Genomic DNA, 13,706 nt, shown 5'->3' with positions numbered 1-13,706 from the left:
ATCGACTCACTCGGACGGACGATTTTATCCAGATCTGGACGAATGTCAATTCGTGACAGAATCGGGATGTTCCGGTCACATCCGACATCGCTGCACGTAGACGGGCAGCTTGCCTCGCCACTTATGTGCAGCTTTGTCCGCCGTTGACCGGACCGCCCATCTGACGCCCCGAAGAGCCTTCCGGTTCCGCCTACCGGAATTCAGCCGAGGAGTGCGTTAACGAACGCTCCGGGCTCGAACGGGGCGAGGTCATCGGGCCCCTCGCCAAGGCCGACCAGCTTGACCGGGACGCCCAGCTCGCGCTGCACCTGGAACACGATCCCGCCCTTGGCGGTGCCGTCCAACTTGGTCAGCACGATCCCGGTGACGTCGATGACCTCGGCGAACACGCGTGCCTGCGCGAGGCCGTTCTGGCCGGTCGTGGCGTCCAGCACGAGGAGCACCTCGTCCACCTTGGCCTGCTTCTCCACGACCCGCTTGACCTTGCCGAGCTCGTCCATCAGCCCGGTCTTGGTGTGCAGCCGGCCCGCGGTGTCGATGAGCACCGCGTCCACGCCGGTCACGATGCCGCGCTTCACGGCATCGAAGGCGACCGCCGCCGGGTCCGCACCCTCGTTGCCGCGCACCACCTCCGCGCCCACCCGCTCGGACCAGGTCTGCAACTGCTCGGCGGCAGCGGCACGGAAGGTGTCCGCAGCGCCGAGCACCACCTGGCTGCCCTGCGCGACGAGCACCCGGGCGAGCTTGCCGGTCGTGGTGGTCTTGCCGGTGCCGTTGACCCCGGCCACCAGCACCACCGCCGGCCGCTTCTCGCCGTCGAGGGAGTGCGGCAATGCGCGAACCGCACGGTCGAAGGCGGGCTCGAGCGCGTTCGTGAGCACCTCGTGCAGCAGAACCCTGGCCTGCTCGGGCGTGCGCACCCCGCGGCGGGTGATCTCGGCACGCAGCGTCTCGACGATCTCGGTCGTGGTAGCGGCACCGAGGTCGGCCATCAGCAGCGTGTCCTCGACGTCCTGCCAGGAGTCCTCGTCGAGATCGCCCGCACCGAGCAGCCCGAGCAGACTCTGGCCGAACATCGAGCGGGACTTCGACAGCCGCCCGCGCAGCCGTTCCATGCGGCCGGTGGTCGGTGCGATCTCCTCGGTGACCGGGGCGGGAGCCGGTTCCGGCACCGCGGGAGCCTCGACCTGCAGCGGTGCGAGAGCCGGCACTGGCGCGGGAGCTTCCACCGGCGCCGGGGGAGCTTCCGTCTCGGGAAGGGCGACCGCCTCGGGAAGGGCGACATCGGTGACGGTGCGGCGCGGCGCGTCCCGCGGCACCGCGGCGTCGTCTCCGACCCCGGGCTGGCCGTCGACCTCGGTGCGCTCCCCCGCGGGGTGCGGTGGCGCTACGGTTTCGCCGCCGGTCTCCTCGGCGGCCTCCCCGCCGGTCTTTTCGCCGCCCGGCGCGAGCGCGATCCCCCCGCCGGCCTGGTATCCGCCGCCTTTCGGCCTGGTCTCGGTGGGGGTGGTCCCGGTCATGCTGATCCGGCGCCTTCGCGCCACGGTCAGCCCGGTGACCAGCAAAGTCGTCAGCAGCACGGCTACGACGACGACTATCCATACCCACCAGAGGTTGCTCGACACTCCGTAATCCTCGCATCCTTTCGCTCGGCGCCCGTATGACCTCGGCACCGATAAAGCCACTTTAGGGGCGCCCGGCTCGAGCGCTCCGGGGGTCTGGGGGCTTGCCCCGGTCGGGGGATGGGGGCGGAGGCTCGTGCGACACGGAGTAGCGGAGCGTCCACACGACTCCGCGTAACCGTGTGGAAAAGAAGTGGCCAGGTGGCTTGCGTCTTCGTCAAAAATGGCCTAGACCACTGCTGGTGATGGAACGGGTCGTGGGGCTGATCTCCGGCACGTCGATGGACGGGATCGACGTGGCGGTCGCGGATCTGCGCGCCGGCCGGGACGAAATCGTGCTGACGCCCGTCGGTGACTGCGAGGTGTCCTATCCGGACGCGCTGCGGGCGGGCCTGCTCGCCGCGCTCCCGCCCGCCGGCACCACGGCCGAACAGTTGACCAAGCTCGACGTCGAGGTCGGACAGTCCTTTGCCGAGGCCGCCCGCCACGGCATCGACCGGTTCGGCCCCGCGGACCTGGTCGCCTCCCTCGGTCAGACGCTGTTCCACTGGGTCGAGGACGGCCAGGCACGGGGCAGCCTGCAACTGGGCCAGCCCGCCTGGATCGCCGAACGCACCGGCCTTCCCGTGGTCGCCGACCTGCGCGTCCGTGACATCGCCGCCGGTGGCCACGGCGCCCCGCTGGCCAGCACCTTCGACCGGCTCTGGCTGCGCGACCTCGCCGAGTCCGCCGGACGGCCCGCGATAGCCCTGAACATCGGCGGCATCGCCAACGTGACCGTCGTCGAACCCGGTGATACCGGCAGGGTCACCGCCTACGACACCGGCCCCGGCAACGCCCTGCTCGACCTGGCCGCCTTCCAGACCACCGGCGCGCGCAGCGACCTCGACGGCGCGCTCGCCGCCAAGGGCCGGGTGCACGAAGACCTGCTCGCCCGCCTGCTCGCCGAGCCCTACTACCAGGCCCCGCCACCGAAGTCGACCGGCAAGGAGCTGTTCCACACCGGCTATCTCCAGGCGGCGACCGACGGCCTCCGCATCGAGCCCGAGGACCTGCTCGCCACGCTCACCGAACTGACCGCGCGCACCATCGCGCAGGCTTGCGCCGGGCACGCGGCGCACATCGTGATCGCCTCCGGCGGTGGCGTCGAGAACCCGGTCCTCATGCGCGCGCTCGCCGCTCACCTGCCGGACGTCCGCCTGGTCACCAGCGACGAGTTCGGTCTGCCGCGGGGTGCGAAGGAGGCATACCTGACCGCGCTGCTCGGCTGGCTCACCTGGCACGGCGCGCCCGCCAACGTACCCAGCGCCACCGGGGCCCGCGGCCCCCGCCTGCTCGGCAGCATCACCCCTGGCACCGGCGGATTGACCCTGCCGGCACCACATTCGGCGATCTGGACCCGGCTGCGGGTGGCGACCGGCTCGCACGGAGAAACGGAGAATAGGAGAGACAGATGAATCCCGTTGATCTGGCGATCATCGTCGTCTATCTGGCCGCGATGCCCGCGATCGGTGTCCTCGTCGGGCGCCGCCAGCGCTCGGCCGCCGACTACTTCATCGGCGAGCGAAGCCTGCCGTGGTGGGCCGTGTGCTTCTCGATCGTGGCCACGGAAACCTCGACCCTGACCGTGATCAGCACGCCCGGCCTGATCTGGGCGGCCTCCGGCAACTACAACGGGTTCACCTACCTGCAGCTGCCCTTCGGCTACATCATCGGGCGGACGCTCGTCTCGTTCATCCTGCTCCCCCGCTACTTCAAGGGAAAGCAGTCCACCGCCTACGCCTTCCTCGGTCAGCGGTTCGGGTCGTCCATGCAGGCCGTGTCGTCGATCGCCTTCATCATCACCCGGCTGCTCGCCGAGGGCGTCCGGCTCTTCGCCGGCGCGATCCCGATCCAGGTGATCCTTTCCCACTACGGGCTGCATACCCAGTACTGGCAGATCGTGGTCGTGCTGACCGCGCTCACCGTGATCTACGCGCTGGTCGGCGGGATCAAGGCGGTGGTGTGGGTGGACGTCATCCAGCTGTCGATCTACGTCGGCGGCGCGATCATCGCGGCGATCGTGCTGGCCACCAAGCTTCCCAGCGGCTGGACGTCGCGGGCGTCCGACGCCGGTGTGTTCAAGCTGTTCGACTTCAACTCCTCCGGGCTGCACCTGCTGACCAGCCAGTACGCCTTCCTCACCGCGGTGGTCGGCGGCGCGATCTTCACCATGGCCTCGCACGGCACCGACCAGCTGATCGTGCAACGGTTCCTGGCCTGCCGCAGCGTGGCCGACGGGCGCAAGGCGTTGATCGGCAGCGGCATCGCCGTGACCATCCAGTTCGGACTGTTCCTGCTCGTCGGTGCGATGTTGTGGGCGCACAACGGGTTCCGCAACCTGAAGGACCTCGGCGTCAAGAGCAGCGACGACGTCTTCACCAACTTCATCACCAGCGAGCTGCCGGTCGGCGTGGCCGGGCTGCTGATCGCCGCGATCCTCGCCTCCACCATGGGTGCGCTGGCCTCGGCGCTCAACGCGCTGTCCAACTCGACCGTCGCCGACCTCTACCAGCGCTTCACCCGGCGCGCCCCGGAGGACTCGAAGCTGCTGCGCCACGGCCGGGTGTGGACCCTGGTCTGGGCGGTGGTGTTCGCCGTGTTCGGGTCGCTGTTCAGCAGCCGGAACAACCCGGTGATCGAGCAGGGGCTGTCCATCACCGGCTACACCTACGGCGCGATGCTCGGTGCGTTCTTCCTCGGCATGCTGATCAAGCGTGCCCGCCAGCTCGACGCGATCATCGCGTTCGTGGTCACGGTCGCGGCAATGGCCTTCGTGGTACTCGGGGTGAAGATCTCACCCGCGCCCGGCGCGAAGCCGGTCGTGCTCGCCTTCCCCTGGTATACCTTGCTCGGGGTGGTCATCACGCTGGTGGTCGGTGGTCTGCTGTCCCTTCGCCACCGCACCCCGGACCCGAGGGCAACGACCACCGAAGAAAAGGAGACAGAAACTGTCTAGCTGCGGCGCGGAGCGCTTCCGTTGAGGGCGGTGGCGGGCGACGGGCGGGGGAACGCGACAATCCTCCGGCGCACCGCACAAGCCTGCACCGCCTTTCTCTCGGAGCATCTGGACGCCGACTGGACGGCCCGGGTGGAAGTGATGGGCATGACGGTCGCCGAAGTGGTCGCACACATCGGCAACTGCCTCACGTGGTACGCGCACGACCTCGCCGCGGGCCCCGCCGAGCTGTCCACTTTGGAACTTGAGGTGAAGGCGGATTCGCCTCTCCGCGATCTCGTTGCCACCCTCGCCACGGGGGCGAGGGTGCTGGGGGCGGTCGTGGCCACCACCCGGGAGACCGAGCGGGGCTGGCACCCCTTCGGCCTGGCCGACCCGTCCGGGTTCGCGGCCATGGGGTGCGACGAGTTACTGGTGCACACCGCGGACGCGGCCACGGGGCTCGGCACCTCCTTCGAGCCGGACTCCGAACTCGCGGCCGCGACATTGCACCGGCTCTTTCCCTGGGCGCCAACGGACGTCGATGCGTGGAACGCGCTGTTGTGGGCCAACGGCAGAATCGAACTACCGGGCCGACCGCGGCTGGCGCGCTGGCGGTGGCACTGCGCACCACTGTCCGAATGGGACGGTGTCGCACCCGTCGAGCCGGCCTAGGGCCCACATCGAAGCCGGTCGGGGTGGGCTGATCCTGGCGTCCTCGCCTGAACCCCGGAACTCGCCACAACCCCAGAACTCACCTCCCCGCCCCAGCACTCACCCACCTAGCCTCAAAACTCACCCACCCCAACCCAGCGCTCACCCGCCTGACCTCAAAACTCGCCCACCCGAATCCAGAACTCACCCACCCGAATCCAGAACTCACCCACCCGAACCCAGAACTCGCCCTCCCCGACCGGGGACACACCAGCNCCGGGCGTGTCCCCGGTCCAGGCACCCGAGTTCCCGACTCAGGCACCCGAGTTCCCGGTTCAGGTGCCTGAGTTCCCGGCCCAAGCACGCGAGTTCTCGGTTCAGGTGCCTGAGTTCTCGGTTCAGCCGGGCGTGTCCCCGGTCCAGGCACTTGAGTTCCGGCTTGGGAACAACAGATACCGAAGGCAGGATTACCCCGGCAACGTTGCGAGACACCTCGTCAGAACCGTCGCGCTCCCGGACGGCACGACGAACTGGTGTCCGGAACCGGATACACGCGCTCCTGGACCAGGAACACAACCTCCTGGAACGGGAACACAGCGGCCCGAAGCAAGAACACAGCCTGCCGGAAGCGGGAACACAGCGGCCCGAAGCGGGAACATAGCCGCCTGGAGCGAGAACACAGCGGTCTGGGGCGGGGACACGGCGGTCTGACACGGGAACTCAGGGGCCTGACGCGGGAACTCAGCAATCTGGGGCGGGGACACGGCGCCGTCGCCACTCGTCACTCGCCACTTGTCACTTGTCACTTGCCACGACGCACTCGCCATACGCTACGAAGCCACGATCCGCCTCGCTGCGATCAACGAACGGCTCTGATCAACTTCGATACACGTCCTAGTCCGATCCTGTGTCGGCGCCGCCGACCGGGGTGAGCGGGCCGACCTGGGAGAGCACCGCGTAGCGGGCGGCCGACCAGGCGGGCGCGCCGGCGACCGGCTCCAGCCGGACGGTGACGGTGGACTTGCCCCTCGTCGCCGAGGCCGGCACGTCGAAGGCGTCCTCCAGCCAGCGGGAATGGGTGTTGCCCAGCGGTTGGAGCCACTCGCCGACGCGCTCGCCGTCGATGTAGACGTTGGCCCGCTGGTAGGAGCTCGCCTGGTCGGAGATCCGGCGCAGGCGCAGCCCCTGGTTGGCCTGGTCCACCCGCGCGGTGAACTGGACCGGCCCGGTCGACGACGCGGTGGTCATGGTCACCGGCGTCCGGTCGTTCTTGCCCTCGAAGGTGGAGGTCAGGGGGGCGGTGGTTTCCCCCGTCGCCAGGTAGCCGTGGCCCGCGCGACTGGCGGTGTCACCGATGTCGACGACGTCACTGCGTTCCAGCGAAGGCGAGTTTTGCCCGTACCAGTAAGCGGTCGAGCTGTAGTTCGCGGGCTGGGTCGACCGGTCCCCGTGCTCGATGTCGAACTCGATGCCGTCGCCGAAGGCCACCGCGTCGGCGAGCATGAGGCGGTAGGAGTTGAGGCACACGTACTGGCAGCCGGCCTCGGCGTTCTGGTGGCTGACCAGGCCCGCCTGAGGCATCGCATACGGCACCCCCTCGATCCCGCCGTTGCGCGCGTCCTGGAAGTACCAGCCGGACTCGGCGAAGTCCTCCGTGCCGGTCCCGTGGATCTGCGGGCTCTGGGAGCCGTCGGCATACTCCCGCTCGTCACCTTCGAGAAAGTTGAGCTGGTTCTGGCCGGGCGGGATGAGCCCACGCATGCTCATCGTGACCCCGTAGAACACGCCACGCCCCTGCGCGGTCAGGAAGTTCCAGTCCTTCCCGTCGACCGTGTCCGCCCGATGCTGGGTGGCGTGGAAGTAGCCGAGCGAACCGTCCTCCAGCCCGCCGGCCACCGACCCGTCGGGGGCGGAGCTGACGCTCAGGCTGCCACCGCTGACCGGAACCCCGGAGGTGTTGACCAGTTGGACCGTCGCCGAGCGGGCGTAGGGCATCGGCCACCACGAGGTGAAGGCGCCGTTGTCCACTGTGTCCACCGAGCTCAGCAGAGTCCGGGTGGAGTACCGGCCGAGTCCCGAGCCGAAGAACTCACCCACTCCGGCGTCCACTGTGGTCCGCCCGTCGAAGATGATCCGCAGCCGAAGCCCGTCCAGCACCGCTTGGGCGTCCGCGAGCACCGCGTCGTCCGCCGGGTACCGGAAGTACCGCAGACCCGCCCAGCTCTGGCCGGAGATCTGGTAGCCGTGTGCGCTTTCGTCGGTAACGTGGTCGTTGCCGACGTCCAGAACGTCGGTGAGCACCCACTGGCCACCGATCTTGCTGTGCACCTCGTAGCGGAACTCGTTCACGTCGACGCTCGAGGAGGCGAAGGCGTTCGCGATCCGGATCCGGGACTTGCCCGCGGTCAGCGGCGGGGGGACGTCGATGGTCTGGTCCGCCCAGGCTCCGCCGGGCACCGCCGGCCCGCTGGACCACTGCCCCGCCGGCCGGCCGTCCACGGTCACGTCCGCACGCTGGTCACCGATGCCCGCGTCGTAGCGCCGCGTGACCCGCACGCCCTGGTTGGCCGGATCGATCGCGGCGGTGAAGGAGGAGCCACCGGGGTTGTAGGCGCGCCCGTCGTCGAACAGGCCCGGACCGGTCGCCACCTGAGGCAGGCGCAGGGTGAGCTCGGTGACCTGCCGGGGACCGCCGGGCAGCGGCAGGGAAAGCACCGCGCCCGGGGCGACGGTCACGCCGGTTTCCTGGCTCCGCACGCCCGGTGCGAGGGGTTTCGGGTCGCGGACACCGTAACCACGCAGGCGCTGGATGACGTCGGTCGCCGGGTCGTTCGGGTTGAATGTCCGGACGCCGTCGGCGTCGGCGAACTGCCGATACGTCACGTGGTAGAAGTGCGGGTTGTTCTGCGTGACGATCTTCATCGAACGGGTGTAGGGCATCGGTACCTTGATCACCGAACCGCCCATGGTGTCGGCCGAGTTGCCCACCAGCGGCCAGACGAACGGGGCGCCCTTCGCCCCGTTCACGATGTCCTGCAACGAACCCTGCAGGACCACCCGGCCGTCCAACTCGACGGTGATCTGGCCGACCGCGGCCACCGAGCCGGCCGCGTAGGTGAACCACATCGAGGAGATCTCACCGGGGCCGCCCGCCTCGGCGATGACGCACTCACCGCCGGGCTCGTGCCGCAGGCAGGAATAGGTTCCGTTGAACCCGTCGTCGTTGCCGCCCGTGCGGTCGAAGCTGGAGAACTGCCGGACCTGCTCGCCGGGCCGCAGCCGCTCCATCGCGTCGAGGGTCCGGTAGGTGTCCCAGCCGACCGGTCCCTTGTCCGCCGACGGTGCCGGCAGTGCGGGCGCGGCGACGGCTCGGGCCGGCACGGCCAGCGCGAAGATCGTGAGCACCGCGATACCGAGGTAGATCCACCGGCTTTCCGGGACGGCACGGGAACGGTTGGGCACAGTGGAACTCCTGGGCACGGGGAATCTGTCGGCGAGTGCCGCTGGTACTCGATTGCTTGATACGCTAGAGGGGTATGTGGCTGATATGAAATCCACCAGATGAGTGGTCTGCACCAACAGCGAGTAGTGCCGGTGCGTCGCTGTCCCCCGACCCGGTCGTCGCGGATCACCTCTTGGGGTGACCCGCCTGAGGACGGCCTCGTCCCCCACGCCCGCCTGCTGCAGAATGGGGAATCCTATCCGCTCAGGCGCTCTTCTCCTCGACCGTTTCCTGGCGCAGTCGCTGCGAGATGACCTTCGTGATCCCGTCGCCCTGCATGCTCACGCCATAGAGCGCGTCGGCGATCTCCATGGTCGGCTTCTGGTGCGTGATGATGATCAGCTGCGAGGATTCGCGCAGCTGCTCCAGCAGGCCGATCAGGCGGCGCATGTTGGTGTCGTCCAGTGCGGCCTCGACCTCGTCCATCACGTAGAACGGCGAGGGCCGGGCCCGGAAGATCGCCACCAGCATCGCCACGGCGACCAGCGACTTCTCCCCGCCGGACAGCAGCGACAGCCGCTTGACCTTCTTGCCCGGCGGCCGGGCCTCGACGTCCACCCCGGTGGTGAGCATGTCGTCCGGCTCGGTCAGCACCATCCGGCCGTCACCACCGGGGAACAGCACCGAGAACACCACCTCGAACTCGCGCGCCACATCGTGGTAGGCGGAGCTGAAGACCTCCAGGATCTTCTCGTCCACCTCCTTGATGACCTGGAGCAGGTCCTTCCGGGTGGCCTTGAGGTCCTCGAGCTGGGTGGACAGGAACTTGTAGCGCTCCTCAAGCGCGGCGAACTCCTCCAGGGCCAACGGGTTCACCTTGCCCAGCAGGGACAGGTCCCGCTCGGCGCGCTTCGCCCGGCGCTCCTGGGTAGGCCGGTCGTAGGGCAGGGCCGGCGGCGCCGTCACCGCCTCACCGCGTTCCTTCGCCTCCTCGTACTCGGCCACCTCGCCCGCGCTGGGCGGCACCGGAACGTCCGGCCCGTACTCGGCGACCAGCTCGTCGAGCCCGATACCGAAGTCCTCGGCGATCTTGGTCTCCAACTGCTCGAGGCGAAGCCGCTGTTCCGCTCGCAGCACCTCGTCGCGGTGCACCGCGTCGGTGAGCTTCTCCAATTCGCCCGCGAGTTCCCGGACCTGGCCGCGGATCTGCGACAGCGCGGTCTCCCGTTGCTGGCGCATGGCCTGTGCCTCGTCGCGCTCGGCCGCCGCGCGCCGCACCGAGGACTCGATGCGCTCCAGCGCCATTTCACCGGCGTCGACGACCGCCGTCGCGATCGCCGCGCCCTTCTCCCGCGCGACCCGGGCCTTCTCGGCGCGTTCCCGCGCCTGCTGCTCGGCGTGCGCGGCGCGGCGCAGCGACTCGGCCCGGCCCGCGATGCTGCGCGCGCGTTCTTCGGCGGTGCGCAACGCCAGCCGCGACTCGACCTCCTCCTGCCGGAGGGCGGCCAGCTCTTCGGCGAGGAGGTCCCGCTCGCTCGTGTCCGGGTCCTCGTCGACCGGCTGGTCGGCGACGGCCGCCAGCCGCTCCTCGAGTTCGGCGAGCTTCCGCAGCGCGTCTTCGCGGCTGGACTCGACCTTCGCGCGCTGCTCCCGCAGTCGCGTGACCTCCGCCTCGGCCGAGCGAGCCGCCTGCTGCAGGCGGTTCAGCCGCTCCGACGAACGCGCCTTGCGGACCTTCGCCTCGCCGAGCGCCTCCTTGGCCTGGCCGACCTCCTCGCTCCGGGCCTGCTGCTCGGCCCGCGCACCCTCCAGCTCGGCCAGGACACGCTCGAGCCTGCGCTCGGCCGCGAGCAGCCGGTCGCGCGCCTCGTCCACCGCGGCCTGGATCTCGATGACGCTCTCGCTGTTCGCGGACCCGCCGGCCGCCCAGGCCGAGCCGAACACGTCGCCGTCCACGGTGACCGCGCGGACCTCGGGATGCACGGCCACCAGCCGGCGCGCCGCCTCCAGGCCGTCCACAATGGCCATCCGGTCCAGCGCACGCTCGACCGCGGACCGCAGCGCCTCCGGAGCCCGGACCACCTCCCGCGCCCAGCGCGCACCGTCCGGAAGGGCCGGCAACGCCCCGGTGTCCACTGTGGAATCCTGGCCACCGAGCAGGATGCCGGCGCGGCCGGCGTCGTTGTCCTTGAGGTAGCGCAACGCGGCCACCGCGTCTTCGCCGCCGCGGACGGCGATCGCCTCCGCCACCGGGCCGAGTGCCGCGGCCAGCGCGACCTCGAATCCGGGCTCGACGGCGAGCAGCGCGGCTACCGAACCGAGCAGGCCGGGCAGGTGGTCGGCCGCGCCGAGCAGCGCGCCCGCGCCGTCCTTGCGCCGCAACCCCATCGACAGCGCGTCCACCCGGGCCTTTTCCGAGGCGATTTCCCGCTCCGCGGTGCGCTCGGCCTTGACAAGCTCCTCCACCCGCGCCTTGGCCGCGCTGTTCTCCTCCACAGCACGGTCGTGACGGGCCAGCAGATCGGCATCGTCCGACTCCTCGACACCGCCCTCCGCCTTGGCCTCTTCCAGCTCCTCGACGGCGAACTCGGCGCGCGCCTGCGCCTCGTCGATGGACTCGGAAAGACGGTCGATCTCGTCGGAGGTGGCGCCGTTCTTGCTGCGCAGGGCCTCGACCTGACCGGTCAGCTTGGCGAGGCCCTCACGGCGGTCGGCGATCGCGCGCACCGCGGCCAGGTGCGCGCGCTCCGCGGCCTGGACCGCGTGCTCCAGCTGCTCGCGGCGTTGCACGGTCTCGGAAAGCGTCGTACGGGCCTCTGAGACGGCCTCGTTGAGCTCTTCCTCGCGTTCGGCCACCTGCTCGGCCTCGGCCAGCAGTTCCTCGGGATCGCGCCCACCGGTGTGCGCCTCGACGGCGGAGGTCAGGTGCCTTCGGCGTTCGACCGCCAGCCGCACCGTGCCGCGCAGGCGTTCGCCCAGCGCGGAAAGCTTGTACCAGGTGTCCTGCGCGGCGGTCAGCCTCGGCGCGTCCTGCGCCAGCAGCGCCTCCAGCTGGTGTTCCTCCGCGCTGACCGCCTCCAGCGCCTGCTCCACCTCGGCGCGACGGGTCCGGGCGGCGTGCTCGTCGGCTTCCTCCCTGGCGATCGCCGCGCGCTGGGTGACCAGATCGTCGGCAAGCAGCCGGAGCCGGGCGTCACGCAGCTCGGCCTGGACGGTCTGCGCCTTGCGTGCGATCTCGGCCTGCTTGCCCAGCGGCTTGAGCTGGCGGCGCAGTTCGGCGGTCAGGTCGCCGAGCCGGTCCAGGTTGCCCTGCATGGCGGTGAGCTTGCGCAGCGCCTTTTCCTTGCGCTTGCGATGTTTCAGCACGCCGGCGGCCTCTTCGATGAACGCCCGGCGCTCCTCCGGCTTCGACTCCAGGATCTGGGACAGCTGCCCCTGGCCGACGATCACGTGCATCTCGCGGCCGATGCCGGAATCGGACAGCAGTTCCTGGATGTCCAGCAGGCGGCACGAGTTGCCGTTGATCTCGTACTCGCTGGCGCCGTCGCGGAACATGCGGCGGGTGATGGAGACCTCGGTGTAATCGATGGGCAGCGCGGCGTCGGCGTTGTCGATGGTCAACGTCACCTCGGCGCGCCCGAGCGGGGCGCGCCCGGAGGTGCCCGCGAAGATGACGTCCTCCATCTTGCCGCCGCGGAGGTCCTTCGCGCCCTGCGTGCCCATCACCCAGCGAAGAGCGTCGAGGACGTTGGACTTGCCGGACCCGTTCGGACCGACGACGCAGGTGATGCCCGGCTCGAAACGCAAGGTGGTAGCCGAGGCGAAGGACTTGAAGCCCTTCAGCGTCAAGCTTTTCAGGTGCACGTCGTCTCCGAACCCCTCTCCAGCGCCCGAGAAAACGCTGTCAGCCGCCAGAGTCTAGCGAGGCGCTCCACCCGTTCGCGGGACGCTGGCCGCGGCCCGGCGTGCCGCGGGCACAGCCTCCTTCACCGCTCGTCGAAGGAGGTGAAGGTGCCGGAGGGAGTGGACCAGTGCTCAACGACGTGGTCCACACGTCCGGGTGAAGAACCGGAGCGCAGCGCGGACAACAGCAACTCGCAATCGTCCTTGGGACCTTCGGCGACGACCTCGACCCGGCCGTCGGCGAGGTTGGTCACGCTGCCGACCAGGCCCAGTTCCAGCGCTCGGCTGCGGGTCCACCAGCGGAAACCGACTCCCTGGACACGACCGGCGACCCAGGCGGTCAGGCGGGTCATGTCGTTTTCGTCTCCCACGCGCCCATCGTGCCGCACGGTGACCGGCCGCGAAGTGTTAACCCCTGGCAAGCCTCCGATCTCGGTGCGTTAACAACGGTGGTAGGGTCCGCGTTAAATTGCCGCCCGGTTGTCGTCGTTGCGGGCGGCCCGGGTAATCGCTGGAGCGACAAGGAGCCAGGCATGGCCCATTCGGAGTCCGGAGCGGACCCGCGGACCGAGGTAGCGCCTCCCGCGGAGCCGGCCACCCGCGGCCCGCGTAACGGTTACCTTCTGCTCGCGGTCAGCGGAGTCGCACTGGCCACGGTCTTCGGCGGCATCGCCCAGTTCGTCACCCAGTCGAAAGCCTCCTCCGGCGCCATCGGCGGCAACGACAGCACCGGTTCCCAGCAGGTCGTGCCGCACTACAGCACGGCGCCGGACACCGACACGCAGACCGAGAACAGCACGCCTCTGTCCTCGTCGTCCTCGTCCTCGTCCTCCGCGATGTCCAGCGTCACCATCGGACCGGACGGCCGCCCGACCGTCACGATCCCGTCGTCGAACTCCTCGGCGACCGTGGGAACCCAGCCGCCACGCACCACGGGCGACACCACACCCACCGGCTCTTCCAGCTCCCACAGCACATCCAACCCGACGACGCACACTCCGCCGCCTGATTCGTCCACCGGTCCGACGGACACACCGTCGTCGCCGTCGAGCTCGTCCCACGGGGCAAGCACCAGCGACGACGGTTCGACACGCACCGGCTACAGCGG

At 69.7% G+C, this 13,706-nt stretch carries 8 protein-coding genes; 3 read left to right on the top strand and 5 right to left on the bottom strand.

The genetic code is table 11. The features are described from left to right. Positions 1-200: 200 nt before the first annotated feature. Positions 201-1,625 carry a signal recognition particle-docking protein FtsY gene (gene ftsY, locus A3CU_RS0136025; protein WP_027946313.1) on the bottom strand — a complete coding sequence of 475 codons (1,425 nt, stop codon included), beginning with the start codon at positions 1,623-1,625 and terminating at the stop codon, positions 201-203. A 242-nt stretch (positions 1,626-1,867) separates the two neighbouring features. Here ftsY and A3CU_RS48420 point away from each other — a divergent pair, with 242 nt between their 5' ends. Genes A3CU_RS48420 through A3CU_RS0136010 form a run of 3 tightly spaced genes read left to right on the top strand, consistent with a single transcriptional unit; the run spans position 1,868 to position 5,274 of the window. Then, complete coding sequence (locus A3CU_RS48420; RefSeq protein ID WP_052372748.1) at positions 1,868-3,079, top strand: anhydro-N-acetylmuramic acid kinase; 1,212 nt, start codon at positions 1,868-1,870, stop codon at positions 3,077-3,079. Beyond that, entirely contained in the window at positions 3,076-4,620 is a 1,545-nt protein-coding gene (locus A3CU_RS0136015; protein WP_027946312.1) for a sodium:solute symporter, read from the top strand. The genes A3CU_RS48420 and A3CU_RS0136015 overlap by 4 nt, the downstream gene beginning before the upstream one ends. Before the next feature lie 30 nt (positions 4,621-4,650). Further along, a complete protein-coding gene (locus tag A3CU_RS0136010; RefSeq protein WP_043843704.1) occupies positions 4,651-5,274 on the top strand; it encodes a maleylpyruvate isomerase N-terminal domain-containing protein in 624 nt (207 codons plus the stop codon). A gap of 873 nt (positions 5,275-6,147) precedes the next feature. Here the strand turns inward: A3CU_RS0136010 and A3CU_RS48415 are convergent. The 4 genes from A3CU_RS48415 to A3CU_RS0135980 all read right to left on the bottom strand — a co-directional run bounded on the left by A3CU_RS48415 (position 6,148) and on the right by A3CU_RS0135980 (position 13,694). Then, on the bottom strand, positions 6,148-8,715 hold the full coding sequence (locus A3CU_RS48415) for a glycoside hydrolase family 172 protein (protein ID WP_245617489.1): 2,568 nt from the start codon (positions 8,713-8,715) through the stop codon (positions 6,148-6,150). 244 nt (positions 8,716-8,959) lie between these two features. Continuing rightward, positions 8,960-12,559, bottom strand: a complete 3,600-nt coding sequence (smc, locus tag A3CU_RS0135995; RefSeq protein WP_027946310.1) for a chromosome segregation protein SMC — start codon at positions 12,557-12,559, stop codon at positions 8,960-8,962. A gap of 122 nt (positions 12,560-12,681) precedes the next feature. Beyond that, entirely contained in the window at positions 12,682-12,969 is a 288-nt protein-coding gene (locus tag A3CU_RS0135990; protein ID WP_027946309.1) for an acylphosphatase, read from the bottom strand. 383 nt (positions 12,970-13,352) lie between these two features. Further along, positions 13,353-13,694, bottom strand: a complete 342-nt coding sequence (locus tag A3CU_RS0135980; RefSeq protein WP_027946308.1) for a hypothetical protein — start codon at positions 13,692-13,694, stop codon at positions 13,353-13,355. Positions 13,695-13,706 lie beyond the last annotated feature (12 nt).

The sequence above is a fragment of the Amycolatopsis taiwanensis DSM 45107 genome (genome assembly GCF_000519205.1).
Taxonomy (GTDB): domain Bacteria; phylum Actinomycetota; class Actinomycetes; order Mycobacteriales; family Pseudonocardiaceae; genus Amycolatopsis_E; species Amycolatopsis_E taiwanensis.
The sequence above is the reverse complement of the archived record's forward strand: the minus strand, read 5'-3'. Positions and strand labels throughout refer to the sequence as shown.

Bases quoted from the DNA above. Each gene is read 5' to 3' on its own strand.
- A3CU_RS48420 (WP_052372748.1), top strand. From the start codon at position 1,868: ATGGAACGGGTCGTGGGGCTGATCTCCGGCACGTCGATGGACGGGATC.
- A3CU_RS0136015 (WP_027946312.1), top strand. From the start codon at position 3,076: ATGAATCCCGTTGATCTGGCGATCATCGTCGTCTATCTGGCCGCGATG.